Origin of the sequence: Georgenia sp. SUBG003 (assembly GCF_000715355.2) — a bacterium.
Lineage (GTDB): Bacteria > Actinomycetota > Actinomycetes > Actinomycetales > Actinomycetaceae > Georgenia.
This window is the reverse complement of sequence record NZ_CP180204.1, coordinates 2,669,280-2,694,083: the sequence shown is the minus strand read 5'-3', so window position 1 is coordinate 2,694,083 and position 24,804 is coordinate 2,669,280. Positions and strand designations below refer to the sequence as shown.

At 73.8% G+C, this 24,804-nt stretch carries 28 protein-coding genes and 4 pseudogenes; 13 read left to right on the top strand and 19 right to left on the bottom strand.

What is annotated here, in order from left to right; all coding sequences use genetic code 11:
• Positions 1-428: 428 nt before the first annotated feature.
• A pseudogene (locus DA06_RS13710) lies at positions 429-2,321 on the top strand (methylmalonyl-CoA mutase family protein); the annotation flags it as partial.
• Positions 2,322-2,351: 30 nt separating this feature from the next.
• Here DA06_RS13710 and DA06_RS13705 read toward each other — a convergent pair.
• The 3 genes from DA06_RS13705 to pepN form a co-directional block, all read right to left on the bottom strand.
• On the bottom strand, positions 2,352-3,209 hold the full coding sequence (locus DA06_RS13705) for an SDR family oxidoreductase (RefSeq protein WP_043500977.1): 858 nt from the start codon (positions 3,207-3,209) through the stop codon (positions 2,352-2,354).
• Between the two features lie 48 nt (positions 3,210-3,257).
• Complete coding sequence (locus DA06_RS13700) at positions 3,258-3,452, bottom strand: hypothetical protein (RefSeq protein ID WP_418605260.1); 195 nt, start codon at positions 3,450-3,452, stop codon at positions 3,258-3,260.
• A 296-nt stretch (positions 3,453-3,748) separates the two neighbouring features.
• Positions 3,749-6,334 carry an aminopeptidase N gene (gene pepN / locus DA06_RS13695; RefSeq protein WP_043500972.1) on the bottom strand — a complete coding sequence of 862 codons (2,586 nt, stop codon included), beginning with the start codon at positions 6,332-6,334 and terminating at the stop codon, positions 3,749-3,751.
• Between the two features lie 203 nt (positions 6,335-6,537).
• Between pepN and DA06_RS13690 the strand changes: the two genes are divergently transcribed.
• Positions 6,538-6,753: a hypothetical protein gene (locus DA06_RS13690; RefSeq protein ID WP_043500970.1), complete on the top strand. Its 216-nt coding sequence runs from the start codon at positions 6,538-6,540 to the stop codon at positions 6,751-6,753.
• 51 nt (positions 6,754-6,804) lie between these two features.
• On the opposite strand, the gene DA06_RS13685 is transcribed toward DA06_RS13690, so the two are convergent.
• The 3 genes from DA06_RS13685 to DA06_RS13675 form a co-directional block, all read right to left on the bottom strand.
• On the bottom strand, positions 6,805-7,110 hold the full coding sequence (locus tag DA06_RS13685; protein WP_418605259.1) for a hypothetical protein: 306 nt from the start codon (positions 7,108-7,110) through the stop codon (positions 6,805-6,807).
• 59 nt (positions 7,111-7,169) lie between these two features.
• Complete coding sequence (locus DA06_RS13680; RefSeq protein ID WP_043500965.1) at positions 7,170-7,970, bottom strand: hypothetical protein; 801 nt, start codon at positions 7,968-7,970, stop codon at positions 7,170-7,172.
• Positions 7,971-8,075: 105 nt separating this feature from the next.
• Entirely contained in the window at positions 8,076-8,819 is a 744-nt protein-coding gene (locus DA06_RS13675) for a magnesium transporter (RefSeq protein WP_043500962.1), read from the bottom strand.
• A 7-nt stretch (positions 8,820-8,826) separates the two neighbouring features.
• Between DA06_RS13675 and DA06_RS13670 the strand changes: the two genes are divergently transcribed.
• On the top strand, positions 8,827-9,435 hold the full coding sequence (locus tag DA06_RS13670) for a protein-L-isoaspartate O-methyltransferase family protein (RefSeq protein ID WP_418605258.1): 609 nt from the start codon (positions 8,827-8,829) through the stop codon (positions 9,433-9,435).
• A gap of 122 nt (positions 9,436-9,557) precedes the next feature.
• Here the strand turns inward: DA06_RS13670 and DA06_RS13665 are convergent, their stop codons facing one another.
• Positions 9,558-10,076, bottom strand: a complete 519-nt coding sequence (locus DA06_RS13665) for a WYL domain-containing protein (RefSeq protein ID WP_052436746.1) — start codon at positions 10,074-10,076, stop codon at positions 9,558-9,560.
• 205 nt (positions 10,077-10,281) lie between these two features.
• Positions 10,282-10,407: pseudogene (locus DA06_RS13660) on the bottom strand (HTH domain-containing protein); the annotation flags it as partial.
• Here DA06_RS13660 and DA06_RS13655 point away from each other — a divergent pair.
• Genes DA06_RS13655 through DA06_RS13645 form a run of 3 tightly spaced genes read left to right on the top strand, consistent with a single transcriptional unit; the run spans position 10,354 to position 12,313 of the window.
• Entirely contained in the window at positions 10,354-11,397 is a 1,044-nt protein-coding gene (locus DA06_RS13655; protein WP_418608009.1) for an ABC transporter ATP-binding protein, read from the top strand. The pseudogene DA06_RS13660 and the gene DA06_RS13655 overlap by 54 nt on opposite strands.
• Entirely contained in the window at positions 11,379-11,513 is a 135-nt protein-coding gene (locus DA06_RS13650; protein ID WP_418605257.1) for a hypothetical protein, read from the top strand. The genes DA06_RS13655 and DA06_RS13650 overlap by 19 nt, the downstream gene beginning before the upstream one ends.
• On the top strand, positions 11,510-12,313 hold the full coding sequence (locus tag DA06_RS13645) for an ABC transporter permease (RefSeq protein WP_043500954.1): 804 nt from the start codon (positions 11,510-11,512) through the stop codon (positions 12,311-12,313). The genes DA06_RS13650 and DA06_RS13645 overlap by 4 nt, the downstream gene beginning before the upstream one ends.
• A 154-nt stretch (positions 12,314-12,467) precedes the next feature.
• On the opposite strand, the gene DA06_RS13640 is transcribed toward DA06_RS13645, so the two are convergent.
• Complete coding sequence (locus tag DA06_RS13640; RefSeq protein WP_043500952.1) at positions 12,468-12,857, bottom strand: VOC family protein; 390 nt, start codon at positions 12,855-12,857, stop codon at positions 12,468-12,470.
• An 85-nt stretch (positions 12,858-12,942) separates the two neighbouring features.
• Between DA06_RS13640 and DA06_RS13635 the strand changes: the two genes are divergently transcribed.
• Entirely contained in the window at positions 12,943-13,713 is a 771-nt protein-coding gene (locus DA06_RS13635; protein ID WP_043500950.1) for a TetR/AcrR family transcriptional regulator, read from the top strand.
• 178 nt (positions 13,714-13,891) lie between these two features.
• On the opposite strand, the gene DA06_RS13630 is transcribed toward DA06_RS13635, so the two are convergent.
• The 5 genes from DA06_RS13630 to DA06_RS13610 all read right to left on the bottom strand — a co-directional run bounded on the left by DA06_RS13630 (position 13,892) and on the right by DA06_RS13610 (position 16,881).
• Entirely contained in the window at positions 13,892-14,647 is a 756-nt protein-coding gene (locus tag DA06_RS13630; protein WP_418605256.1) for an NAD(P)/FAD-dependent oxidoreductase, read from the bottom strand.
• Positions 14,584-14,889: a hypothetical protein gene (locus DA06_RS13625; protein WP_418605254.1), complete on the bottom strand. Its 306-nt coding sequence runs from the start codon at positions 14,887-14,889 to the stop codon at positions 14,584-14,586. The genes DA06_RS13630 and DA06_RS13625 overlap by 64 nt, the downstream gene beginning before the upstream one ends.
• Positions 14,886-16,151 (bottom strand): MFS transporter, encoded by a 1,266-nt coding sequence (locus DA06_RS13620; RefSeq protein WP_043500941.1) that lies wholly within the window; start codon positions 16,149-16,151, stop codon positions 14,886-14,888. The genes DA06_RS13625 and DA06_RS13620 overlap by 4 nt, the downstream gene beginning before the upstream one ends.
• A gap of 93 nt (positions 16,152-16,244) precedes the next feature.
• Entirely contained in the window at positions 16,245-16,649 is a 405-nt protein-coding gene (locus DA06_RS13615) for a TetR/AcrR family transcriptional regulator C-terminal domain-containing protein (RefSeq protein WP_418605252.1), read from the bottom strand.
• Positions 16,650-16,692: 43 nt separating this feature from the next.
• The gene (locus tag DA06_RS13610; protein WP_418605251.1) at positions 16,693-16,881 is read right to left on the bottom strand and encodes a TetR/AcrR family transcriptional regulator; all 189 of its coding nucleotides are present in this window, start codon (positions 16,879-16,881) and stop codon (positions 16,693-16,695) included.
• 160 nt (positions 16,882-17,041) lie between these two features.
• Between DA06_RS13610 and DA06_RS13605 the strand changes: the two are divergent.
• From DA06_RS13605 to DA06_RS13595, 3 genes and pseudogenes are all read left to right on the top strand, one after another.
• Positions 17,042-17,902 (top strand): annotated as a pseudogene (locus DA06_RS13605) (NAD(P)-dependent alcohol dehydrogenase); the annotation flags it as partial.
• 67 nt (positions 17,903-17,969) lie between these two features.
• Positions 17,970-18,086: a hypothetical protein gene (locus DA06_RS13600; RefSeq protein ID WP_418605250.1), complete on the top strand. Its 117-nt coding sequence runs from the start codon at positions 17,970-17,972 to the stop codon at positions 18,084-18,086.
• A 57-nt stretch (positions 18,087-18,143) separates the two neighbouring features.
• A complete protein-coding gene (locus tag DA06_RS13595; protein WP_418605249.1) occupies positions 18,144-19,229 on the top strand; it encodes a DNA polymerase IV in 1,086 nt (361 codons plus the stop codon).
• 16 nt (positions 19,230-19,245) lie between these two features.
• Here the strand turns inward: DA06_RS13595 and DA06_RS13590 are convergent, their stop codons facing one another.
• On the bottom strand, positions 19,246-20,502 hold the full coding sequence (locus DA06_RS13590; protein WP_043500936.1) for a M18 family aminopeptidase: 1,257 nt from the start codon (positions 20,500-20,502) through the stop codon (positions 19,246-19,248).
• 296 nt (positions 20,503-20,798) lie between these two features.
• Here DA06_RS13590 and DA06_RS13585 point away from each other — a divergent pair, with 296 nt between their 5' ends.
• Positions 20,799-21,230 carry an ester cyclase gene (locus DA06_RS13585; protein WP_418605248.1) on the top strand — a complete coding sequence of 144 codons (432 nt, stop codon included), beginning with the start codon at positions 20,799-20,801 and terminating at the stop codon, positions 21,228-21,230.
• A 209-nt stretch (positions 21,231-21,439) separates the two neighbouring features.
• Here the strand turns inward: DA06_RS13585 and DA06_RS13580 are convergent, their stop codons facing one another.
• Positions 21,440-21,850, bottom strand: a complete 411-nt coding sequence (locus DA06_RS13580) for a YchJ family protein (RefSeq protein WP_043500933.1) — start codon at positions 21,848-21,850, stop codon at positions 21,440-21,442.
• A gap of 97 nt (positions 21,851-21,947) precedes the next feature.
• On the opposite strand from DA06_RS13580, the gene DA06_RS13575 reads away from it, so the two are divergent.
• Positions 21,948-22,190: a hypothetical protein gene (locus DA06_RS13575; RefSeq protein WP_418605247.1), complete on the top strand. Its 243-nt coding sequence runs from the start codon at positions 21,948-21,950 to the stop codon at positions 22,188-22,190.
• Between the two features lie 239 nt (positions 22,191-22,429).
• On the opposite strand, the gene DA06_RS13570 is transcribed toward DA06_RS13575, so the two are convergent.
• From DA06_RS13570 to DA06_RS13560, 3 genes are all read right to left on the bottom strand, one after another.
• A complete protein-coding gene (locus DA06_RS13570) occupies positions 22,430-22,654 on the bottom strand; it encodes a hypothetical protein (RefSeq protein WP_418605246.1) in 225 nt (74 codons plus the stop codon).
• A gap of 267 nt (positions 22,655-22,921) precedes the next feature.
• Positions 22,922-23,383, bottom strand: a complete 462-nt coding sequence (locus tag DA06_RS13565; RefSeq protein ID WP_418605245.1) for a tRNA (cytidine(34)-2'-O)-methyltransferase — start codon at positions 23,381-23,383, stop codon at positions 22,922-22,924.
• Positions 23,266-23,925 carry an AAA family ATPase gene (locus DA06_RS13560; RefSeq protein ID WP_418608007.1) on the bottom strand — a complete coding sequence of 220 codons (660 nt, stop codon included), beginning with the start codon at positions 23,923-23,925 and terminating at the stop codon, positions 23,266-23,268. The genes DA06_RS13565 and DA06_RS13560 overlap by 118 nt, the downstream gene beginning before the upstream one ends.
• Positions 23,926-24,451: 526 nt before the next feature.
• Between DA06_RS13560 and DA06_RS13555 the strand changes: the two are divergent.
• Positions 24,452-24,799 (top strand): annotated as a pseudogene (locus DA06_RS13555) (IS30 family transposase); the annotation flags it as partial.
• Positions 24,800-24,804: the final 5 nt, after the last annotated feature.

The window sequence follows — 24,804 nt, the reverse complement described above, 5'->3', positions numbered from 1 at the left end:
CCGCGTGCGCTACCTCGCGGAGATCGCGGAGGGGGGACGGGCGACGAACGCCGCGCTGGGTGAGCAGGCCGACGCGGCCGACCGGGCCCAGGCGTGCTGGACCGCGCTGAAGGACCTCCGGCGACCCCCGCCTGCCCGGCCCGCTGGAGGACTACGGGCCCGCCGACCTGGCGCCGGCCGCGCCGTCGGCAGGCGACGACGGGGCGCCGGCACACGAGGAGCAGAGGACGCCCGGCGGCGACGATGCGGACGCCCACGAGGCGGACGCGACGCTCCTGCGGCTCCGCCGCCGGTACTCCGACGCCCTGCGCACGCTGTCCCCCGAGTCGCTCGTGCTGCTGCGCGGGTGGCCCGAGCGGCTGCGCTCGGTCACGGAGGACACGGCGGAGTACCGGGTGCGCGAGCGGACGATCCGGGTGGAGAACTACCGCGAGTCGCTCAGCCACCTGCGGGTGCCGAAGGTCGCGCCGCCGAGGTACCGGAGCTGGGGCGACCTCCTGCAGTTCCTCGGCATGGAGAACCTGCCGGGCCACTACCCGTACACGGCCGGGGTGTACCCGTACCGCCGCACCGGGGAGGACCCCACGCGGATGTTCGCCGGCGAGGGCACCCCCGAACGCACCAACCGGCGCTTCCACTACCTCTCCCGCGGGCAGGACGCCGTGCGGCTGTCGACCGCGTTCGACTCGGTCACCCTCTACGGGGAGGACCCGGCGCCACGGCCGGACATCTACGGCAAGGTCGGGAACTCGGGGGTCAACGTCCCGACGCTGGACGACATGAAGAAGCTGTACTCCGGCTTCGACCTGTGCTCGCCGACGACGTCCGTGTCGATGACGATCAACGGCCCGGCACCGATCATCCTGGCGATGTTCCTCAGCACCGCGGTCGACCAGCAGGTGGAGAGGTACCTGCGCGCGGACCCCGAACGGTGGACCCGGGCGCAGCGAACGCTCGAGGAGAGGTTCGCCGGCCGGGAGCGGCCGGTGTACGCGGGCGACCTGCCGCCGGGGCACGACGGGCTGGGCCTCGCCCTGCTCGGCGTCACGGGCGACGAGCTCGTCGACCCGGCCACCTACGCGCGGATCAAGGACGCGACGCTGCGGGTGGTGCGCGGCACGGTCCAGGCCGACATCCTCAAGGAGGACCAGGCGCAGAACACGTGCATCTTCAGCACCGAGTTCGCGCTGCGGATGATGGGCGACGTCCAGGAGTACTTCACCCGGAACGGGGTACGGAACTTCTACTCCGTGTCGATCTCCGGCTACCACATCGCCGAGGCGGGCGCGAACCCGGTCAGCCAGCTCGCGTTCACCCTCGCCAACGGGCTGACCTTCGTCGAGTACTACCTCGCCCGCGGGATGGCGGTCGACGACTTCGCCCCGAACCTGTCCTTCTTCTTCTCCAACGGGATGGATCCCGAGTACACCGTCGTCGGGCGCGTGGCCCGCCGGATCTGGGCGCGTGCGATGCGCGACCGGTACGGCGCAGGCCCGCGCAGCCAGATGCTGAAGTACCACATCCAGACGTCGGGGCGGTCGCTGCACGCCCAGGAGATCGAGTTCAACGACATCCGGACCACGCTGCAGGCTCTCTACGCCCTGTTCGACGCGACGAACAGCCTGCACACCAACGCCTACGACGAGGCCGTCACCACGCCCACCGAGGAGAGCGTCCGGCGGGCCATGGCGATCCAGATGGTCATCACGAAGGAGCTGGGGCTCAGTGCCAACGAGAACCCGTGGCAGGGCAGCTTCGTCGTCTCCCAGCTCACCGACCTGGTCGAGGAGGCGGTGTACCGGGAGTTCGACGCGATCAGCGAGCGCGGCGGCGTGCTCGGCGCGATGGACACCATGTACCAGCGCGGACGCATCCAGGAGGAGTCGCTCTACTACGAGCGGCGCAAGCACGACGGCTCGCTCCCGATCGTCGGGGTGAACACCTTCCTGCCGGCCGAGCACGCCGGCGAGATCGCCACGCCCGTGAAGCTCATCCGGTCCACCGAGGAGGAGAAGGCCCAGCAGATCGCGGGCGTCCGCGCCTTCCAGTCCGCCCGCAACCCCCTGGCGCCGGTGGGCGCGACGTCGTCCCGGCATCTCCCGGCCGACGGCGACCGGCCGCCGGAGGAGGCTGTCGCCGACGGCGGACGGGGCGACGGCGGACCGGCCGACGGGGCGCACGGGCTCGCCTTCCTCCAGCGTGCCGCGCGCGAGCGCCGGAACGTCTTCGAGGCGCTGATGGAGGCGGTGAAGACCCACAGCCTCGGCCAGATCAGCCACGCCCTCTACGACGTCGGCGGCGAGTACCGCCGCAACATGTGACGGTCACCGCGCGCGGCGCCTGCCCGACACTCAGAACACGGGCTTGCCACCCGTGACGCCCAGCACGGTGCCCGAGACGTAGCTGGCCTCGTCGCTCGCCAGGTACACGAACGCGGTCGCGACCTCGATCGGCTGCCCGGCGCGGCCCAGCGGGGTGTCCGAGCCGAAGCCGTCGACCTTCTCCTCCGGCATGGTCGCGGGGATCAGCGGCGTCCAGATGGGCCCGGGCGCCACTGCGTTGACCCGGACGCCCCGGGGGCCGAGCTGGGCGGCGAGATTGACTGTGAGGTTGTTCAGCGCGGCCTTCGTGGCGGCGTAGTCCAGGAGCGGCTCCGAGGGCTGGAAGGCCTGGATCGACGTCGTGTTGATGACGGACGCCCCCTCCTTCAGGTGCGGCGCCGCGGCCTTGGTGAGCCAGAACGTCGCGAACACGTTGGTGGCGAAGGTCCGCTCGATCTGCTCGCCCGGGAAGTCCTCGAGCTCGGGGTGCGTCATCTGGAAGCCCGCGTTGTTGACGAGGACGTCGAGTCCGCCGAGCGCGTCGACGACCTTCTTCACGAGGTCCACGTTGGCCTGCTCGGTGCGCTGGTCGGTGGGGCACAGCACGCACTTCCGTCCCGCGGCCTCGACCTGCTTCCGCGTCTCCTCGGCGTCGTCCTGCTCCTCGGGCAGGTACGCGATGGCGACGTCGGCGCCCTCCTTGGCGAAGGCGATCGCGACCGCGCGGCCGATCCCGGAATCACCGCCGGTGATCAGCGCCTTCCTGCCGGCCAGGCGGTCGTGCCCGGTGTAGGACGTCTCGCCGTGGTCGGGCGCGGGGTTCAGGGCCGACGTCGTGCCGGGCCACTCCTGGCGCTGGACGGGGATGTTCGACATGTCGTTGCTCATGTCCCATGGTTGCCGGAGGGGGTCGCTGCCCGCACCTCGGGCCGGTCCTCACTCCAGGCGGAGGAACCCGTCGACCGCCAGCTCGCGCACCGCGGGCAGCAGCTCGGCGGCGACGTCGTCGGCCGGCACCTCGAGCAGCGTCGCCAGCGCGCTCGCGATCTCCCCGACGGTCAGGTCGCCGTCGCAGGCCCCGACGGGCCTGCGTCGCCGCCGAGGACACTCCCGCGGGCCTGAGCGCCGCACTGGGTGCCGGTGTCGGCCTGGTGCTGGGCGTCACCACGTCGCACGAGGCACGCACTGCGGGCGGCGGGCGGCCCACGACGCGGTGGAGGACCTGCGCGCTGGTGCCCTGAGCGAGGGGGCACACCGGGTCGACACCGGGTGTCGAGAACCGCCGGATGCTGAATGTCGTCCTGCCGCCGGGTGCGGGTCTCCGCGCCGGGTGCGGGTCGTTCCGCCGGGTGCGCACGGCCTTCCGTGCGCACCCGGCGTAGGGACCCGCAGTCGGCGACCTGGACGTTCCGGGTCGGCGGGTGCTGTCAGGCGCTGGCCCGGTCCGCCTCCTGCGCCCGGACGGCGCGGCGGGCGGTGTCGAGGTTCTCCACCACGAGGCGCCGCAGCGCGGGCGGCGCGTCGGCGTGGGCGTCCAGCCACTGCTGGGTCAGCTCCACGACGTCCACCTCGTGCTCGGCGGCCAGGCCGGCCAGCTTGCCCGGGTACAGCCCGATGACGATGTTCTGCGCCATCTCGTTCGTCCGGCCCGACCACACCGGCTCGAGCGCCGCGAAGTAGCGCTCCGCGAAGGGCACCAGCAGCCCGCGGTCGTGCACCTGGGTGAACCCCCCGATGACGTTGGACTGCACCGCGTTGGGCAGCGTGTCGGAGTCGACGACGTCGGCCCACGCCCGCTCCTTGTTCTCCGCCGTGGGGATCGCGGCCCGGGCCCGGGCGGCCTGCTGCTGGCCGGTCGCGGTGGCGTCGAGCGCGAGCTCGGCGTCGATCTCCGCCGCCGCGACGCGCCCGCCGGCGACCAGCCCCTGCAGCAGCGTCCACCTCAGGTCGGTGTCCACCGCGAGCCCCGGCAGGTCGGCCGAGCCGTCGAGCAGTCCCACGAGCAGGTCAAGGTGCTCGGCGGCCACGGCGTGGGCCGCCAGGGCCCGTACGAGCTGCAGCTGGGTGTCGGAGCCGGCCTCCGCCTCCCGTGCGAGCCCGAGCAGACGCTCCGCGACGTCGTGCGCGACCTCGTCGCGCCGCTCGGGGGCGACGTAGGACCCCAGGGCCGTGGCGACCTGGCGCAGCAGCACCATGACCACGGTGGAGTCGGTCTCGGTGGCCACCGCCCGCAGCGCGAGGTCGATGAACTGGCGCGCCGACCACTCGCCGTCCCGCGTCATGTCCCAGGCCGCGGCGAGCACGAGGGCACGGGGGAGGGACCCGGTGAACGCACCGAGGTGCGCCGTCGCCGCCTGCAGGGAACGCTCATCCAGGCGCACCTTGGCGTACGCGAGGTCCTCGTCGTTGAGCAGGACGAGGTCGGGGCGGCGGCGGCCGGCGAGCTCGGGGACCTCGGTGCGGGCGCCGTCGACGTCGAGCTCGACGCGCACCGTCCGCTCCAGATGGGCCTCGGCGCCGTAGCCGACGACGTCGTAGCCGCCGACCACGAGGCGGTGCGGGCGGAGCGTGGGGTGGTCGGCCGGGGCCTCCTGGAGGATGGCGAACGAGGTGATCGTCCCGCCGTCGTCCTCGATCTCGGGACGCAGCAGGGTGACCCCCGCCTCCTCGAGCCAGACCTTCGACCAGGCGGTCAGGTCGCGGCCGGAGGTGTCCTCCAGCTCGACGAGCAGGTCGCGCAGCTCGGTGTTGCCGAACGCGTGCTTGGCGAAGTACCGCCGGACCCCCGCGAGGAACGCGTCCCGGCCCACCCAGGCGACGAGCTGCTTGAGCACCGAGGCGCCCTTGGCGTAGGTGATGCCGTCGAAGTTGACCTCGACGTCCTCGAGGTCGTTGATCGGGGCGACGATCGGGTGCGTCGAGGGCAGCTGGTCCTGGTTGTACGCCCAGGACTTCTCCAGCGAGGAGAACGTGGTCCACGCGCTGGTCCAGCGGGTCGCCTCGGCCGTGGCCAGGTGGGAGGCGTACTCCGCGAACGACTCGTTGAGCCACAGGTCGTTCCACCACCGCATGGTCACGAGGTCGCCGAACCACATGTGCGCGAGCTCGTGCAGGATCGTCACCGCGCGGCGCTCGACGGTCGCCTCGGGCACCTTGGAGCGGAAGACGTAGTTCTCCAGGAACGTCACCGCGCCGACGTTCTCCATGGCACCGGCGTTGAACTCCGGCACGAAGAGCTGGTCGTACTTGGCGAACGGGTACGGGCGGTCGAACGCCTCCTCGTAGAACGCGAACCCGGCCCGCGTGATGTCCATGATCTCCTCGGCGTCGAGGAACTCCGCGAGCGAGGCGCGGCAGTACACGCCGAGCGGGATCGTGCGCCCGTCGCGGGAGGTCAGCTCGCCGGTGACCTTGTGGTACGGGCCCGCCACGACCGCGGTGAGGTAGGACGAGATGACCTCGGTGGGCGCGAACCGCCAGGTCAGGGACTCCTCGCCCGGCTCGGCGACGGGCTCGGGGGCCACCACGGGCGTGTTCGAGACGACGGTCCAGTGCGCCGGGGCGGTGACCGTGAAGGAGAAGACCGCCTTGAGGTCGGGCTGCTCGAACACGGCGAAGACACGGCGGGAGTCCGCGACCTCGAACTGGGAGTAGAGGTAGACCTCGTCGTCCACCGGGTCCACGAACCGGTGCAGGCCCTCGCCCGTGTTCATGTACCGGCACGTGGCCTCGACCACGAGCTCGTTGTCCACGGCCAGGTCCGTCAGCGCGACGCGGGCACCGTCGAACGCGGCGGTGTCCAGCTCGCGGCCGTTGAGCACGATCCGCTCGACCGACTCGGCGACGAGGTCCACGAACGTGCCCGCGCCCTCGGCCGCCGAGAAGCGGATGGTCGTCGTCGAGCCGAAGACCGCCTCCCCGCGGGTGAGGTCCAGGACGACGTCGTAGGCGGACGTCGCGACGGTGGCGGCCCGTTCCTGGGCCTCGGCGCGGGTGAGGTTCTCTCCTGGCATGGGTCTCCTTGACGCGTGCGTGACGGCCCCTCGGCCGTCGTCCGGGCTGCGCCGGCGGCGCACCGTCCTCGATCCTGCCACCCACGTGCGGCTGCGGCCGAGCTCATTCGCGCCGGTTGCGGCGCCCACGGGCCCGGGACACGCTGAGTCCGGTCCCGGACCGTGACTCACGCCGGGAGACGACGAAGGAAGGACGGACCGAGATGGACAGCGAGACCCCGCGCGAGACGGCGGACCGCGCCAAGGACCTGGCCGACGCCGCCGCTGAGAACCTCGAGCACACCCGGCCCGACGACGAGGAGCTCGCCGAGGCCGACGTCGACACCGCCGGCGGGCCGGGCGCGCCCGGCCACGACGAGCAGCTCGACCCCGAGGGCGAGGGGGAGGACCTGGTCGGGCCGGGCTCGCCGATGCCCTGAGAAGGACGGCGGGCGGCAGCCGCCCGTTCGTGGTGGCGCCGCCCGACGAGGTCAGCCCGTCGGCAGCGCCGCGCCGCCCTGCTCGACCTGCTCGGTGCGGTACACCTCCAGGCCGCGCGCCCGGTAGTTCGACAGGGCGCGCGGGCTGTCGAGGCTGCACGTGTGCAGCCACACCCGCGCCGCCGGCGGCAGCTCCGGCCAGCGCGCGGGCAGCGACCACGCCCGCCCGAGCACGTCCGCAAGCACGTGCCCGCCCAGCCCGCGTCCGGTGAACGCGGGCAGCAGCCCGAAGTACCGGGCCCGCCCGCACCTCCTGCCCGGGCGGCACGGCCTGGCCGCCGTACGCTCCGGGACCACCGTGGGCGGAGGGTCCGCTGCTCCAGGGCTGGGGCCCGCTCCGCGGTGCCGGTGGCCTGTCACGGGCAGCTCCGCGGGAGGCGGACACGATGAGCGCGAGGGCCCCCCGCGAGGGCCACGAGCCCGACCACCAGCGCCACCACCGCCACCCAGGGCAGCCAGGGCAGGGTGGCGCCGACGTCGACGCGGGCGTCGATGCCCGGTGCGGCGTCGGGCGACATCACCACGAGCGCCCACCGCCCGCTCGTCAGCTCGTCCACCTCGAGGGCCTGCACGCCCGGTCCGGCCGCCTCCTCGAGCCAGAAGTCCTCCTGCGTCGGCGGGCCGGCGGGGGCACCGCCGTCGTGCTCGATGCTCCACCGCGGTGACTCGCCCACCTCGTGGTGGTGCACGCCGTCGAGGTAGCGGCGGGCCTCGAACGCCGGAGCGATGCCGACGAAGATCTCTCCGCCGTCGAGCGACTCGGCGCGGACCCGCACGTCACCGAGGAACCGGCCCGGCCAGTCGGCCGGCAGTCCGACGGTGTTGACCTCCGCGTCACCGAGGATGACGGCGTACCCCTCGCTGCTGACGTGCTCGCCCGGGCTCGTCACGTAGCCGTCGTCGCGGGTGACGACGTGGAAGAAGCCCGTGGTCAGCCCCGTGCCGAGCGCGCCGAGACCGAACATCGCCAGCAGCACCCCGAGCAGGACGGCGACGATGCGCGCCCCGGTCCAGGCGGACGGGCGTGGCGGCTGGCCCCAGTAGGCCTCGGGGCCGTAGTGCGTCGACGGCGGGGGCGGGCCGCCGTCGGGCCATGCCCTTCCCTGCCGTCCGGGTGCTTGAGCCGGCCCGGGTGCCGACTGGTTCGTCGTGGCCATGGCTCCTCCTCGAGCCCATCCTCCGGCGTCGTTGCCGGAGACTTCATCGTCCGCCCGCGGCCTGGTGGTGACAAGGTTCGAAGGTCCTCGTAGGCGCCACGGTCCTCACAGCACCACCGCGGTGGCCACCACGAGGTAGATGGCAACGGTCAGGACGTCCTGGACCACGGTGGCCAGGGGTCCGGAACCGAAGGCCGGGTCCTTGCCGAGCCGGTGGATCAGCCACGGCAGGACGAGCGCGATGAGCGAGGCGATCGACGACGCCGCCAGCAGTGCCAGCGCGACCGCCGCGGCGACGTCGGCCCTGCCCCACAGCGCCCACACCATCGGCAGGGCGAGCGCCCCCAGCAGTGCGCCGAGGAGCACGCCGGTGAGCGTCTCTCGCAGCGCGATGCGTCGGACGCCGATGCCCAGGGACAGCCCGCGGATGACGAGCGCCTCCGTCTGCGTGCCGACGGCGTCGGCCATGTAGACCACGCCCGGGACGAAGTAGGCGATCAGCACCTCGCTGGCGAGCTGCTCCTCGAACCGCCCGACGATGGCCGCGGCCAGCAGCGCCCCGGCGAGCCCCACCAGCAGCCACGGGAGCCGATGGGCGAGGCGACGCCGCACCGGCTCCACGGTGGCGGTGCGCGCGGACGCGGACGAGCCGCCGAAGCCCGCGAGGCGCGCCATGTCCTCGTCGTGCTCCTCGAGCAGGACCCCGAGGAGCGTGGGTGCCGGCACGAGCCCGGCGAAGCGGCCCGCGTCGTCGACGACGGCGAGGGTCGGCTCAGCGTGCTGGACGGCGAGCCAGGCGGCGCGCTCCTGGGCCGTCGAGGGCGCGACAACGGGCGGCGCGTCGTCCATGTGCGCGGTGTCGGGGACGTCGGGCGCGGGCCGCGGTCCCGTACCGGTCGCCGAGCGCGTCCGTGCGGCGATGGCGGCGGTGGACCGCCGCGACTTCCTGCCCGAGGACCAGCTGCGCTTCGCCCACGCGGACATGCCGCTGCGCATCGGCCACGGCGCGACGTGCTCCCAGCCGAGCACCGTCGCCGCGATGCTCGAGATCCTCGATCCCCGCCCGGGCGACAAGGTCCTGGACGTCGGGTCCGGGAGCGGCTGGACGACCGCGCTGCTCGCCCGTCTCGTCGCACCCGGCGGGAGCGTGGTCGGCGTCGAGCTCGTGCCCGAACTCGTGGAGACCGGCACCGGCAACATCGGCGCGGCCGGCGTCGTGGAGGCGCGGATCGAGCAGGCCGAGCCCGGACGGGTGGGCCGCGCCGAGGAGGCGCCGTTCGACCGGATCCTCGTCTCCGCCGAGGCCCGTCACCTCCCGGAGGGGCTCCTGGCCCAGCTCGCCGACGGCGGCCGCATGGTGATCCCGGTGCGCGGGCGTCTGCTCGTGGTCGAGCGCGACGGGGCCGAGGTCAGCACCCGGGCGCAGGGCTCGTTCAGCTTCGTCCCGCTCCGCGCGGCGGAGTGAGGGCCTTGGCCGCGCTCACACCGCCGCAGACAGCCGGCTGCGGAACTGCCGCACCACGTCGGCCACGTCGTCGGAGCACAGCAGGCTCCACTCGAGGTCCGGCGGGATCCACAGCAGCGCCATCAGCAGCTCGGGGACCGACGGGCCGCCGATCGGCCAGTCCACGGTGCCGTCGGGCCCCTCGACGCGTCCGACGCCCACACCCCGAAGTGCGCGCGCACCTGCTCCATCGTCGCGCGCATGCGCACCGTCGCCTCGTACCGGCGCGAGGTCGCCCCGTGCGCGGCGAGCACGAACTCGGCCGCGTCCTCCGCCGGCAGGTCGCGCGGCGGCACGCGCACGCCCGTGCTCAGGAGCCCGCCGAGCCGGTCGATGCGGAAGGTGCGCCAGTCCGCCCGCTCCACGTCCCAGGCGACGAGGTACCAGCGTCGCTCGCGCGGCACGAGCGAGTGCGGCTCCACCAGCCGGGAGCTCTCGGCCCCGCCGCGGGCGGTGTACCGGAACCGCACCCGCTCGTGGTCGCGGCAGGCGAGCGCCAGCTGCGCGAGCACGTCGGCCGCCACCCGCGCCTCGGGCCGCACCGCCGGGATGGTGTGCTCCTGCAGCGCGGAGACGCGCCGGCGCAGGTTGCGCGGCAGCACCTGCTCGATCTTCGCGAGCGCCCGCAGCGACGTCTGCTCCCCCTCCCCGACCCCCCTGCACCGCGGCCGTCCGGAGCCCGACGGCGATGGCGACCGCCTCGTCGTCGTCCAGGAGCAGCGGGGGCAGGGTGGCTCCGCCCTCGAGCTGGTACCCGCCGGCAGCGCCGGACTGTGCCGCCACCCGGTAGCCGAGCTCGCGCAGCCGGTCGACGTCGCGGCGCAGCGTCCGCTCGGACACTCCCAGGCGGCCGGCCAGCTCCGGGCCGGACCAGAACCGATGGGTCTGCAGCAGCGACAGGAGCCGGAGCGCCCTCGCGGTCGGATCGGACATGCCTGGAAATCTACGCGCCGTCGCGGTCAGGATCTGACCGCAACGGTCCGTAGCGTGCCGGTCATGGGTACTCCACCGATCATCGCCGCCCGAGGCCTGCGCAAGGAGTTCCGCGCGCCGGGCGGGCGCACCGTCGTCGCCGTCAGCGACCTGACCATGGACATCGAGCCGGGGTCGCTCACCGCCTTCCTCGGGCCCAACGGGGCAGGCAAGTCCACCTCGCTCCGCATGCTCACCACCCTGCTCGAGCCGACCGGCGGCACCGCCACGGTCTGCGGGTACGACGTGACCCGCAGTCCCGCCGAGGTGCGGGCACGCATCGGCTACATCGGCCAGAAGAACGGCGCGGGCCAGTACCAGCGGGTCCGCGACGAGCTGCTCAGCCAGGGGGCGTTCTACGGGCTCGGCCGGGCGGAGACCCGCCGCCGGGCGGACGAGCTCATCGAGGCGCTCGGCCTGGGCGAGGTCGCGGACCGCCAGACGCTGAAGCTCTCCGGCGGCCAGCGGCGGCGCGTGGACATCGCCCTCGGGCTGATCCCGGGGCCCGGCCTGCTGTTCCTCGACGAGCCCTCCACCGGGCTCGATCCGCAGTCGCGGGCGAACCTGTGGGAGCACATCCTCCGCCTGCGTGAGCGCTACGGGATGACGCTGCTGCTCACCACCCACTACCTCGACGAGGCGGACCAGTTCGCCGACGCGTCATGGTCGTCGACCGCGGCGAGCTCATCGCCGACGACACCGCGCCCCGCCTCAAGGCGACCCTCGCCGGCGACCGCATCACCGTCGTCGTCGACGGCGACCACGACGGCGCCGTCGACCTCGCCCGCCGGGCCGCCGAGGACTCGGGGGCGGCGCACCCGGAGCCGACGGCGGAGCGCACCGGCGAGGGGACCCGCGTCGCCGTCGCCGTCAACCACGGCGACCGCGTGCTCCCGCTGCTGCTGCGCGCGCTGGACGCCCACGGGCACACGGTGCTCGCGGCCGAGCTGACCCGGCCCACTCTCGACGACGTCTTCCTCACCCTCACCGGGCGCAGCCTGCGCGAGGAGAACCAGGCGTCCGGCACCACCGCCCCCGAACCCGCCGCCGCAGGAGCCCCCCGATGACCGCCGTGACCGCACCGACCGCCGGGACCGGACCGGCCACCCGCCCCTCCGGCGTCGTCCACGACTCCGTCAGCGTCTTCGTCCGCGAGCTGCGGCCGATGCTCCGCGACCCGTTCAGCCTCGTGTTCTCGCTCATGCAGCCGCTGATGTTCCTGGCTCTGTACGGGCCGCTGCTCGGCGGCATGACCGGACTGCCGATCGCGCAGGCGTTCCAGTGGTTCGTGCCGGGCATCGTGGTGATGATCGCGCTGTTCGGCACGGTGATGACCGGGTCGAACCTGCTCTACGAGATCCAGTCAGGCGCGCACGAGCGGGTGCTGGTGGCGCCCGTGTCCCGGTCGGCGCTGCTGATCGGTCGCGCCTGCAAGGAGATGGTGCCGCTCGTCCTGCAGTCGCTCGTCATCACGGGCATCGCGGCGATCTTCGGGTTCCGGCCCTCCGTCCCGGGGATGGCCGCGGGCCTCGTGCTGCTCGCCGTCTTCGGCATGGGGCTCGGGGCGCTCAGCTATGCGCTCGGCATCGCCAGCCGCGAGCGCGACTGGATGTTCTGGACGGTCCAGCAGGGCCTGCTGTTCCCGCTCATGCTGCTCTCCGGGATGCTGCTGCCGCTGGAGTCGGGGCCCGGCTGGATGCAGGCACTGGCCCGGCTCAACCCGCTGACCTACATGGTCACCGCCGAGCGGGCCCTGTTCAACGGCGCATTCGGCGACGCGGCCGTGGGGCAGGGCGCCGCCGCCGCCGTGCTCGTCGCCGCGGTCGGGCTGACGGTGGGCATCCGCGCGATGCGGAACAGCATCTGAGACGGCTCCCAGCACCCTGTGCCGAGTGCGACGTCTTTCGCCGTACGACACTCGTACAGCCAGGAAGACGTCGCACTCGGTGGTCTGCTCAGCCCCGGTCCGGGCAGCTCGCGGCGTCGCTCGCCCCGGGGCGTCGCTCGGCCCGGGCGTCCGCTCAGCCCGCCGTAGGGCCGTTCCAGTCGACCAGCTGGACGATGACGCCGTTGGGGTCGCGGACCTGGAACGCGCGCTCGCCCCACTCCTCCGCGGTCAGCGGCATGGTGATCTCGACTCCCTCGCCCTGCAGGCGGGCGAGCTCCGCCTCGAGGTCGTCGACGACGAACGCGAGGATCTGCCCCTGGGCGTGGACGTCCCGCTGGTCGTCCGGGAGGGTCGGCATGCCGGTGCCCAGGTAGACGACGTTGAAGCCGGCGTCCGGCCGCGCGAGAGAGTGGAACCCCTCGGCCGACATCTCCTCGCTGAAGCCGAAGTGGTCGACGAGGAACCGCGCGGAGGCCGCGGGGTCGGCGACGTTGAGGCTGATGGCTGACGCAGTGATGTTCATGAGGGCTCCTCAGCTGGTTGACCGGCTGCACCGTTTCTCAGTACACCGTACGTCGTACAACGTACGGTGTACGAGAATATTCCGCATGGCCTCCCCGCGGACGAACACAGGTGACCCCGCCAGGACCATCGCGCTCCTGTGGCGTCAGTCCGTGCCGGAGCAGGGCCGGAGCACGGCGCGCGGACCTCGGCAGGGACTGAGTGTCGACGCCATCGTGGAGAAGGCGGTGGCCCTCGCGGACGCCGAGGGGCTCGACGCCGTCACCATGCGTAAGGTCGCCGCCACCGCCGGGACGGCGCCGATGACGCTGTACACGTACGTCCCGGGCAAGGCGGAGCTGCTCGACCTGATGCTGGACCACGTCTACGGGCAGATGCCGCGAGGGACGACGGCGGAGCTGCCGTGGCGGGACCGGGTGCGCGCCGTGGCGCTCGAGAACCGCGCGCTCTTCGACCGCCACCCGTGGGCGGCGTCCGTCTCGACCACCCGGCCGGCGCTGGGGCCGGGCGCGCTGGCCAAGTACGACCACGAGCTCGCCTCCCTCGACGGCCTGGGCCTCGACGACGTCACGATGGACTCGGCCCTGTCCTGGGTGCTCGCGTTCGTCCAGGGCTGGGCACGGACGGCGGCCGACGCCGCGGCCGCGCGACGCGAGTCCTCCCTCGACGAGCAGCAGTGGTGGGAGTCGGCGGGGCCGCTGCTCGAGCAGGTGCTCGACCCGGGGGCGTTCCCGCTCGCCTCGCGGGTCGGCACCGCGGCGGGGCAGGCGCAGGGCGCCGCGTGGGACGCGGGGCGTGCGTTCGACTTCGGGCTCGCGCGGGCGCTCGACGGGCTGGCGGCGCTGATCGGGCGCTGACCCCGCCGGCTCCGTCAGCCTTACGGCCCCTGTCGACCGGCGGCGGCGCGACCACCTCACGCAGCCGCGGCGCCCTCGGTCGCCGACCCCACCGGTGCAGCACGCCGACGGGTCCGCCGCCGGCGGAGCGCCACCCGGTCACTGGGCCGTGGTGCGAACGGGCGTGCCGGCGCGCGGCTCAGCGCACCACATCGCTGCGTCGGGCCTCGAGCTCGAGGCGGCGGGCCTCGACGGCAGCGCTCGTGTCCTCCTCGACCAGGTCGGCGTTGAGGTGGGCCGCCGCGGTGGCACCCGCCGCGGCGGCGGTGCCGACCTGTGCGGCGAGGTCCGTGACGTTCCCCGCCGCCCACACCCCCGGCACGTCGGTCCTCCCGGTCGGGTCCGCAGGGATGTACTCGCCGAGGCCGGACTGGTGCTGCACGGCCCGCAGCCCGAGTCCCTGGAGGAACGGCGCACGCACCGTCATCCGCGAGGAGACGACGAGCGCGTCGCGTGCCACCACGGTGCCGTCGGCCAGCCGGACGCCGGTGAGGCGGTCCTCGACGACCTCGACGGACACCACCTCGCCGGCGACCACGGAGATCCCCCGGGCGGCGAGCTGCTCGGCCTGCTCCTCCACGGGCGCCTGCGCGGTGTGGACGAACAGCGTGACGTCGTCGCTCCACTGCCGGAAGAGCAACGTCTGGTGCACCGACATCGGGCCTCTGGCCAGCACGCCGATCGCCCGGTCCCGCACCTCCCAGCCGTGGCAGTAGGGGCAGTGCAGCACGTCCTTGCCCCAGCGTTCCCGCAGGCCGGGCACGTCGGGCAGCTCGTCGGCCACGCCGGTGGTCACCAGCAGGCGGCGCGCCGTCGTGGCGCGGCCGTCGGTCAGCCCGACGGCGAAGCGGTCGCGTCCCGCTCGACCGTGCCCACCTCGCCGCGCACCACGCACCCTGCCGCGAGAAGCACCCGGCCGGTCCGCCGTCGTCCCAGGGCCACCGCCACAGCCCCCGGCAGGAGCACGATGACGTACGCGACGACCCCGAAGAACGTCCCGGTGGTCCCGGCGTCGGGGCGGTCGCCGGACGCGAGAGCGATGAACCGCAGCAGCCACACGGAGACCCCGCCCGCGACCCCGCCGACCCCGAGCGCGACGACGACGGCGGCCAGGATCCGTGCGCCACGGGTCGTCATTCCAGGACGGCAGCCGCCGGACCGGGCCGCCGCCGGGCGAGCAGCGCCGCGCCGATCCCGCCCACGGAGAAGGTGAGCGTGGCGCCGAGAACCAGGAGGAGGGGTGCGGTCCAGCCGCCGGTCGCGGAGCTGAGCGCCCCCGCCAGGGGTGCGGCGAACGTGGCGGCGACGTACCCGCCGGCATGCACGCGCGCGGACATCGAGGCCGTCTCCTGGTCGGTGCGGGCGACGCGGGCCAAGATCGACAGGATGGCGACGTATCCGCCGCCCTGGGCGATGCCGCCGACCACGGACCACGTCGTGAACGCTCCGGGCGCGAGCAGCAGCCCGAGCGGGAGCACAGTCCACAGCGCGCCGATCACCACGACCGGGACCCAGGCCGGGGCGCGCGCGGCGATGACGGGCACGGTGAACGCCCCCGCGATCGCGGCGATCTGGAAGAGCGAGGCGGTCGCGCCGGACGCGGTGGCGCCGAGCCCGCGGGTGTCGGCGAGGAGCGTCGGGAGCCAGGCGCTGACGGCGAAGTAGGAGAAGGACTGCCCGCAGAACGCGACGAGGAGCAACCAGCCGATGCGATCGACGCGGTCGGAGGTCCGGGCGGTCGCTCCTGGTGCCGGTTCGGCGTTCGTCGGCGGCGTGACCGCGTCGGTCCCCGCGGTGGCCGCGGCTGCGGCGGTGGTGCTCCGGCGCCGGGCCAGCCACATCCAGAACACGGCGCCGACAGCCGCGAAGAGCCCCCACGCGGCCAGCGCCCAGCGCCACCCGAACGCCGCAGCCAGCGGTGCCGTGCCGAGCGAGGTGATCATCGAGCCCACGTTCAGCGCCGCCGTGTACACGCCCGTCACGACCGACGTGCGGCTCCAGTGCACGTCCCTGCGGATGATCACAGGCACGACGATGTTCCCGATCGTGATCGCCGCCCCGATGACGGCCGTGCCGGCGAAGACGGCCCACGACGGGCCGGACGACCGGACGACCGTTCCCGCCAGCACACCGAGGAGGCAGGTCACGACGGCGAGCTCCGGTCCGGCCCGTCGGATCACGCGCGTCGCCAGCGGGGTGGCGAGGGCGAAGCAGAGGACCGGAAGGCTCGTCAGCAGTCCCGCAGCGGTGGCCGAGAGGCCGAGGTCAGAACGGATCTCGCCGATCACCGGTGCCGGAGCAACGATCGGCCCACGCAGGCTGAGCGCCACGAGGACGACGCCGGCGATGACGGCCCACGGCATCACCACCCGTACCGGGAACGGAGGATCGGTTGCCATCGGCTCGATCGTAGGCCGCGGGCGGCGAGGGGCCGGGAGGGGTCCGGCTGGTGGCTCCGGACGTCAGGTCCGGCCCCTCCGCCAGGCGGTGCGTCAGCCGCGAGAGCCGCGCTCTCCGTCGGGGAGGAGCCTCGCCAGGGAGTCCAGGACGACGTCGATCCCGAAGTGGAACTCGTCCCCGAAGTCGTAGCCGGGCCGCAGGACGCGCTCGGTGGCGTACTCCACCAGGTGCGGATACTCGCCGGGGTCGAACTGTGCCGCGATCGAGCTCGCCACCTCCGGCGGCGTGTCCGTGCCGGTGAACGGCAGACCGGCCTCCTGGACGGCGAAGCCGTAGAGGAAGGCGTCGAGCAGGGCGTAGGCGTGGCCGGTCATCTCCACGGAGAAGCCGGCGGAGCGCAGCGTGGCGAGCACCGCCTCGTGGTGCCGCAGCGTCGCGGGCCCCGGAGTCGCCCGCGACTCCAGGAGCGGGATCGCCCAGGGGTGGCGGCGCAGCACGAGGCGGGCCGACGACGTCCGGCGGCGGAGCTCCTCGCGCCAGTCACCGCCGGGGGGAGGGGAGGTCCATCTCGCCGAAGACCACGTCGACGATGCCGTCGAGGATCGCGCTCTTGTTGGGGACGTGGTGGTAGAGCGACATGGGCTTGACGCCGAGCGCCGCGGCCAGCGACCGCATCGTCAGCCCGTCGATGCCGTTCTCGTCCGCGAGGTCGATGGCCTGCTCGAGCACGCGTTCACGGCTCAACGGAGCCCGCGCGCCGACGGCGGCGCTCGTCCGGCTCATGGATGCTGCTCCAAGTCTCTAGACGACCGTACTTTGTAAGGGTACCGTCCCGTACTAAGTAAGGCAGCCGGTGGGGCTTGCCTGACAGGACACGAGGAGCACGGAGATGACCGCTCAGCAGAACCTCACCGACGCCGGAGGCTCGCGGGGGGCCGAGGCCGCCACGATGCGTGCGGCGGTGCGGGAGGAGTACGGCCCCGCGGACGTCGTGCGGGTGGCGTCGGTGCCACGGCCGGCGCCTGGCGACGGCGAGGTGCTCGTGCGCGTCCACGCCGCGGGCCTCGACCGCGGCGCATGGCACATGATGACCGGCGAGCCGTACCTCGGTCGGCTCGCGTTCGGGCTCCGCCGGCCGAAGAACCCGGTCCTCGGCTCCGAGCTTGCCGGCACCGTCGTCGGCCTCGGGCGCGGCGTGAGCCGTTTCTCGGTGGGGGACGAGGTGTACGGCGTCGGCCGGGGGAGTTTCGCGGAGCTCGCCGTGGCCAAGGAGGGCCAGCTCGCCCTCAAACCACAGAACCTCACGTTCGAGCAGGCCGCCGTCGTCCCGGTCTCCGCCGCCACGGCGCTCCAGAGCGTGGTCGACGTCGGTCACGTCCGGGCGGGCCAGCATGTTCTCGTCACGGGCGCGTCGGGCGGCGTCGGCAGCTATGCCGTGCAGATCGCCAGGGCCAACGGCGCTGAGGTTACCGGCGTGGCCGGCACCGCGAAGCAGGATCTCGTGCGCGGTCTCGGTGCCGAGCACGTCCTCGACCGCACGCGCGAGGACCCCTTCGACGGTGCCCGCCGGTACGACCTGGTCCTCGACGTCGCCGGGCGACCGTCGCTCACCAGGCTGCGGCGGGCCCTGACGCCGCGCGGGACCGCGGTGCTCACCGGTGGCGAGGGCGGCGGACGGCTGAGCGGCGGCATGAACCGCCAGCTGCGCGCGGTGCTGCTGTCGATGTTCCTGCGTCAGCGGCTCGCGATGTTCGTCGCCGTCGTCCGCGCGCCCGCGCTCGAGCGCCTGTCGGCGCTGGTCGAGACGGGGGGAGCTGGTGCCGGCCCTCGGCGCGACCTATCCCCTCGACCAGGCGCCCCAGGCGATGCGCGACCTCGTCGCCGGGCGGCTGCGCGGCAAGGCGGCGATCTCCGTCGTGGACTCCGCGACGTAGCCTCTCCACCGGTCGAAAGGCGTGGCGGCACTCCTCCCGCACGGGAAGACTCGTGCCATGAGCGACGGTGCCAGACCCTGGGTGCTGCACGTGGACCTCGACCAGTTCATCGCCGCTGTCGAGATCCTGCGCCGGCCCGAGCTCGCCGGCCTGCCGCTGATCGTCGGCGGGCGCGGGGACCCCACCGAGCGTGCCGTGGTCTCCACGGCGTCGTACGAGGCCCGCGAGTTCGGCGTCGGGTCCGGGATGCCGCTGAAGACGGCGGTCCGAAAGATCCCGGACGCCGTGCTCCTGCCCGTGGACGCCCCGGCGTACGAGGCCGCGTCGGCGCAGGTGATGGCGGCGCTGCGGGACCTGGGCGGCGTCGTCGTCGAGGTGCTCGGCTGGGACGAGGCGTTCGTCGGCGCGGAGACCGCGGACCCCGAGGCGCTGGCACGGCGGGCGCAGGAGGTGGTGCTCGCCGCGACGCGGCTGCACTGCTCCGTGGGGATCGGCGACAACAAGGTGCGGGCGAAGATCGCGACCGGGTTCGGCAAGCCGCGGGGGATCTTCCGGCTCACCGCGCAGAACTGGTTCGAGGTGATGGGTGAGCGGCCCACGCGCGAGCTGTGGGGCGTCGGTGCGAAGGTGTCCAAGCGGCTGGCCGACCACGGCATCCGCACGGTCGCCGAGCTGGCGGCGGCCCCGCGCGAGGAGCTCGTCGCCGAGTTCGGTCCCCGCATGGGGCTCTGGTACAGCGAGCTCGGGCACGGCGTGGGGCCGGCGGTGGTCGACGACAGCCCGTGGATCGCCCGCGGCCACAGCCGCGAGACGACGTACCAGCAGAACCTCACGACGACGGAGCAGGTCGCCGCGGCCGTGCGCGAGCTCGCCGAGCAGGTCTTCGCGGACACCGTGCGTGAGGGCCGGCCGGTCTTCCGGGTCACGCTGAAGGTGCGGTACGCCCCGTTCGTCACGAAGGTCATGGGGAAGAAGCTGCCCGCCCCCACGAGCAGCCGGGAGGTCGTGGTGGACGCGGCCCTCGCGCTGGTGGAGCGTCTCGACCGTGACCGGGAGATCCGGCTGCTCGGCGTCCGGGCCGAGATGGTGATGCCCGAGGCCGGGGACCAGGCCGAACGGACGCCGGTGCGCGGGCGGCTGTGACCGCCTCGTGCGGCGGTCAGGCGCCGGCGTAGAACGCTCCGGCGGCCGCGGCCAGCGCCGCCACGTCGTCGACGTGCGCGAGCTCGCGGGCCGAGTGCATCGACAGCAGCGGCACGCCCACGTCGACGGTGCGGATCCCGAGGCGCGTGGCCGTGAGCGGCCCGATCGTCGAGCCGCACGGGACGGCGTTGTTCGACACGAACTCCTGCCACGGCACGCCCGCGGCCTCGCACGCTCGCGCCCACAGCGCCGCACCGTGCGCGTCGGTGGCGTAGCGCTGCTTGGCGTTGATCTTCAGCAGCGGGCCGCCACCGAGGGCGGGGCGGTTCACCGGGTCGTGGCGCTCGGGGTAGTTGGGGTGGATCCCGTGGCCGGTGTCGGCCGAGAGGCACGACGACTCGGCGTACGCGCGCCGCAGCTCCCCGGCCGTGCCGTCCGAGAGGCGGGTGAGGACGTCGTCGAGGAACGGGCCGGAGGCCCCGGACCGTGACTCGGAGCCCAGCTCCTCGTGGTCGAAGGCCGCCAGCACGCTGACGTGCGCGGCGTCGTCGGGCGCCTCGGCCAGGGCGGTGACGCCCGCGTGCACCGAGACGAGGTTGTCCAGGCGGCCCGCGGCGAACAGGGCGTCTTCCAGGCCGAAGCGGCGCGGCGCCTGCGTGTCGGCGGTGAGCACGTCGTACCCGGCGACGTCCTCCACCCGGAGGCCGGCGTCCTCGGCCAGCCGGGCGAGGACGTCTCCGTGCGCCCCGACCCCGAACACCGGTGCGGTGTGACGCTGCGGGTCGAGCGTGACGCCCTTGTCGTTGACCGAACGGTCGAGGTGGATCGCCAGCTGCGGGATGCGCAGGAACGGGCCCGTGCGCGCGAGGTGCTCGCGGCCGTCTCGGTCCACGAGCCGGCCGGCCAGCTCGAGCTCCCGGTCGAGCCAGGAGTTCAGCAGAGGGCCGCCGTAGACCTCGACGCCGGCCTGCAGCCAGCCGTGCGCCGTGACCGTCGGGTGCGGCTTGAGCTTGAAACCGGGGGAGTCGGTGTGCGCGCCGAGGATGCGGAACGGGGTGGTGGGCCCCGACGCCGTCGGCCTGACCCAGGCGACGACCGCGCCGTCACGAACCACGTAGTGCCGTCCCGCGGGCTCCCAGTCGGTGGCCTCGTCGAGGCGGCTGAACCCCGCGGCGTCCAGGCGCCGCGCCACCTCGGCGGCGGCGTGGTACGAGGACGGCGAGGCGGTGACGAAGTCGGTGAGATCGGCGATGTGGTCGGCGGGGTCCGGCATCCGACCATCCAAGCACGCGCCCGGACTCGGACCGCCCGCGAGGTGGCGGGGCCCCCAGTGCGGGCCGGAGGCGCCGGGTGCGCCGGGGGACTACCGGCGGCCGCGGCGCGGTGGGAGAATTTCTCGCTGTCCCCGGAAGTGACTCCGGGGGGTGGCTCATCGGCGGACGACGTTCACAGTCGAACCCGAAGCGGGGCCCACCTCGGCCCCGGCGGCGCGGGAGCGCACACCCGCGCCGACCACGCGCGGGCACGCGCGCCCGCACCGACCGAACGAGATGACTCACGATGATGACGATGGACGAACGTGTCGACCTCTACCGGCGCACCATTGACGCCGTGTGGAACAAGGGCGACCTCGACGCGTGCGACAACCTCTTCGCCGCGCACTGCATGTTCCACGACCCGACGTTCCCGATCGACGGCCTCAAGGGCTTCAAGGAGTTCGTGCGCGACCTGCGCGCCGCGCAGCCGGACTTCCACATGGACGTCCACGACGTCGTGGCGGGCGAGGACATGACGGCCACCCGGTGGACCTGCGGCGCGACCGACACCGGCGAGTTCCGCGGGATTCCTCGGACGGACAAGACGTACGTCATGAGCGGCATGGGCATGAGCAAGTGGGAGGGGGACGAGATCGTCGAGGACTGGGTGGTCTACGACATGCTCGGCGTCCTCCGGCAGCTGGGCCTGGTGCCCGAGCAGGCCTCGCAGGAGACGACCGCCTGAGAGGCGCACGCCTGAGACGCGCGTCGATCGAACCGGCGCGCACCACCGGGTCCGCGGCACCGCGCCGCGGACCCGTTCGTGTGGCGGCGGCCCAGGCTGTGACGGTGGGCCACCTGCCGGCCCACGCTATGACACGGAAACGGTGCGCTTTTCGCACCGAAGTTGTAGCGGTCCATGGCCCGTGCGGCCACGCCGGCCCTTCGCCGTCGTCACGGCGACGGATGGTGCCCCTCGACGTAGTACCAGCGACCGCCCTCGCGCACGAACCGGCTCACCTCGTGCAGCTGACCCGGCCCGACGGCGGAACTGTGGCGGGCCACGAACTCGACCACGCCGGCGTCGTCGAAGGGACCGCCCCCCTCGGTGCGGAGGACGTCCAGGCGCCGCCAGGTGACGCCGTCGTCCAGGTCGAGCCCGTCCGGGCGGGTGGTGGGGTGCCACGTCGCCAGGAGGTAGGCGGCGTCGCCGACGGCGAACGCGCTGTAGCGCGAGCGCATGAGCGCCTCCGCGGTGGGGGCGAACGGGCCACCCGACCCGAGGGCCGCGTGGAAGCGGCCGCAGCAGCCTCCGTAGGTCTCGCCGGACAGGCACGGGCAGCGGGCGTCGGGGAGGGCAGGCACGGCGCCATTGTGCCGCCCGAGGCAGGACCGTCCCAGTGCGCGGGCAGACCGGCGGGCCCTCTGTGGCCGTTCGGGCACAGCACGTAGTCTCGGACACATGAGGCAGCGAAACGCCGTGGTCGCGCTGGTCACCGCCGCCTGCCTCGGGCTCGCCGGGTGCGCCGCCGACGAGGAGGCCCCGGTCCGCGCGGACGCCCCGTCCCCGGCGGCGACGGCGGAGCCGGGCCCGGTCCCGGCGCACCGGACGTGGCCGCCTCCACCGCGACCTGGTGGGCCCGCCGGCTGTCCGCCCTGGTCGCCGCGCTGCTCGCGGTCTCGTCGCTGGCCGGGCTGCTGGTGACCGGGCTCTACCGGGACCCGGACGCCGTCGTCGCGATGCTCCGGGGCAACGACCTGGTGACCGTCGTTCTCGCCGTCCCCGTCCTCGTGTGGTCCCTCCTCGCGGAGCGCCACGGGTCCGGGCGGGCGGCGCTGGTGCGGGCGGGGATGCTCGCCTACACGGTGTACGCGTTCGCGACAGTCGTGTTCGGCACCGCCTTCAACGCCCTCTTCCTGGTGCACGTCACGGTGTTCTCGCTGTCACTGATCGCCCTCGTCCTGACGTTGATCGGCCTCGACGTGACGGGCCTCGCGAAGCGGGTCTCGCCCCGCACACCGCTGCGGCCCGTGGCCGTGCTGCTCGGGGTGCTCGGCGCCGGACTGGGCGGGATGTGGGCGTTCTACGCCGTGCGGTTCGCGCTGACGGGCGAGCCGCCGGCGGAGAGCCAGCTGGTCCTGCCGATCTCGGGCGTCCACCTCGCCCACACGCTGGACCTCGCCCTGCTCGTGCCGGGCTACCTCCTCGCAGCGGCGGGCCTGTGGCGGCGGACCCCGTGGGGCTACGTCCTCGCCGCCGTCCTCCTGACCTCGGGCACCCTGCAGCAGCTGCAGTACATGACCGCCCTGCTGTTCCAGACGGCGGCCGGCATCCCGGGCGCGTCGCCCACGACCCCGCCGAGCCGTTCATCGCCGCGGCGTTCCTCGCCGCCACGGTGGTCGTGCTCGCCGGTCTCCGTCCCGCCGGGGAAGGGGTCACACCCCCTGGGCGTAGCCGTGCTGGCGCCACGCCTCGTACACCGCGATCGCTGCCGAGTTCGACAGGTTGAGCGATCGGATGCCGGGCACCATGGGGATCCGCAGGCGGTCCGTGAGCCGTCGGTCGGCGAGGACGTCGGCCGGCAGGCCCGTCGGCTCCGGACCGAACAGGAGCGCGTCGCCGGGGACGTAGTCGACGTCGGCGAAGCTGCGGGTGGCGCTGCCCGTGAACGCGAAGACCCGTCCCGGCAGCGCCGCCAGGGCGGCGTCGAAGCTCGGATGGACGACGACGTCGGCCAGGTCGTGGTAGTCCAGCCCGGCCCGGCGCAGGTGGGCGTCCGTCAGCTCGAAGCCAAGGGGCTCGACGAGGTGGAGGGTGGCGCCGGTGCACGCGACCATGCGGATGGCGTTGCCCGTGTTGGGCGGGATCCGGGGCTCGTAGAAGACGACGTGGAACACGCCCGCCATCCTCGCACCCGGCCGCCGGACCGACCGCCGCGCGTCGTCCCGTCCACCCGGGTCGCCCGGCTCACGGCCACCGCCACGCGGGCCGGTCCAGCAGGCCTTCCTGCCCGGCGACGACCGTCTCGCCGGCCCGCTTGGCCAGCTCGACCATGACGACGCCGTCCTCCTGGGGGGCCGGGACCGTCGCGCGCGCTCCCGAGCTCGGCGGCCAGGGCGGTGGAGTGCGTGACGACGACGACCTGCGTGTGCCGCGACGCCCGCACCATCATCCGCGCCAGCGCCGGCAGCAGCGAGGAGTGCATCGACTGCTCGGGCTCGTTGAGGACGATCAGCTGCGGCGGTCGCGGCGTGAGCAGCGCCGCGGTGACCATGAGGTAGCGCAGCGTGCCGTCGGACAGCTCGGCCGCGCGCAACGGGCGCAGCAGCCCCGGCTGCCGCAGGAGAACCTCGAACACGCCCTCGGCCGCGGCCACCTCGAGCCGGGACCCCGGGAAGGCGTCCTCGACGGCGAGCGCGAGCGCACGGTCGCCGCCCATGTCCTCGATGCTGGCGAGGGCGGCGGCCAGGTCGGCGCCGTCGTCGGCCAGTGCGGAGGTCCGCGAACCGGGGCGCGGGGAGCGGGCGGGAGCCCCGGGGTCGGTGCGCAGGTGGTCGTACAGCCGCCAGGAGCGCAGCTCCTCACGCAGCGTCACGAGCTCGGGCGAGCGGTCCGGGTCGGCGACGACGTCGAGCATCGACTCGTGCGGCCGGGCCACCTTGGTCAGCGTCTGCCAGCCGTCATCGCCCCGCGTGCGCACGTGCGGCCCCCGGCGTTCGGTGAGCACGGACGCCGGGCGGAGCACCGGCCCGGCCCAGACCGTCTCCTCCTTGACCTCCGGGTCTCGCTCGAACGGGGTGGGCAGTCCCGTCGGCCGGGGCAGTCCGAGGGCGAGGACGTACCCGGTGTCCTCGCCCACCACGCCGAGCTCGACGCGCACGGGACGACGGCGGACCGTGCCCTCGGTGCCGCCGCCCTGCTCCGGCCCCGCCCAGAGGGCCGACGGCAGCCCGCCCTCCCGCGCCAGGGCGATGCGCACCCTGCCCGAGCAGCTGCGCCGCTCGCTGACCTGGGACCAGGGCCGGGAGATGGCCCGCCACGCCGAGATCACCTTCGCCACCGACCTGCCGGTGTACTTCTGCGACCCGCACAGCCCCTGGCAGCGCGGCTCCAACGAGAACACCAACGGCCTGCTGCGCCAGTACTTCCCCAAGGGCACCGACCTGTCGGTCCACGGCCCCGAACGCCTCGACGAGGTCGCCGCCCTCCTCAACGGCCGCCCCCGCATGACCCTGGACTGGCGCACCCCGGCCGAGGCTCTCGAGGCGCTACTCTCCACCCACCAACAAGCCGGTGTTGCAACCACCCCTTGAGACCG

Coding starts and splice junctions, on each gene's coding strand:
- DA06_RS13585 (WP_418605248.1), top strand. CDS start 20,799: ATGGACGAACGTGTCGACCTCTACCGGCGCACCATTGACGCCGTGTGG.
- DA06_RS13645 (WP_043500954.1), top strand. CDS start 11,510: ATGACCGCCGTGACCGCACCGACCGCCGGGACCGGACCGGCCACCCGC.
- DA06_RS13620 (WP_043500941.1), bottom strand. CDS start 16,151: ATGGCAACCGATCCTCCGTTCCCGGTACGGGTGGTGATGCCGTGGGCC.
- DA06_RS13705 (WP_043500977.1), bottom strand. CDS start 3,209: ATGAGCAACGACATGTCGAACATCCCCGTCCAGCGCCAGGAGTGGCCC.
- DA06_RS13680 (WP_043500965.1), bottom strand. CDS start 7,970: ATGGCCACGACGAACCAGTCGGCACCCGGGCCGGCTCAAGCACCCGGA.
- DA06_RS13560 (WP_418608007.1), bottom strand. CDS start 23,925: ATGGGCGGCGACCGTGCGCTCGCGCTCGCCGTCGAGGACGCCTTCCCG.
- DA06_RS13690 (WP_043500970.1), top strand. CDS start 6,538: ATGGACAGCGAGACCCCGCGCGAGACGGCGGACCGCGCCAAGGACCTG.
- DA06_RS13625 (WP_418605254.1), bottom strand. CDS start 14,889: ATGACGACCCGTGGCGCACGGATCCTGGCCGCCGTCGTCGTCGCGCTC.
- DA06_RS13575 (WP_418605247.1), top strand. CDS start 21,948: ATGAGGCAGCGAAACGCCGTGGTCGCGCTGGTCACCGCCGCCTGCCTC.
- pepN (WP_043500972.1), bottom strand. CDS start 6,334: ATGCCAGGAGAGAACCTCACCCGCGCCGAGGCCCAGGAACGGGCCGCC.
- DA06_RS13655 (WP_418608009.1), top strand. CDS start 10,354: ATGGGTCTGCAGCAGCGACAGGAGCCGGAGCGCCCTCGCGGTCGGATC.
- DA06_RS13635 (WP_043500950.1), top strand. CDS start 12,943: ATGGCCTCCCCGCGGACGAACACAGGTGACCCCGCCAGGACCATCGCG.
- DA06_RS13675 (WP_043500962.1), bottom strand. CDS start 8,819: ATGGACGACGCGCCGCCCGTTGTCGCGCCCTCGACGGCCCAGGAGCGC.
- DA06_RS13595 (WP_418605249.1), top strand. CDS start 18,144: ATGAGCGACGGTGCCAGACCCTGGGTGCTGCACGTGGACCTCGACCAG.
- DA06_RS13640 (WP_043500952.1), bottom strand. CDS start 12,857: ATGAACATCACTGCGTCAGCCATCAGCCTCAACGTCGCCGACCCCGCG.
- DA06_RS13590 (WP_043500936.1), bottom strand. CDS start 20,502: ATGCCGGACCCCGCCGACCACATCGCCGATCTCACCGACTTCGTCACC.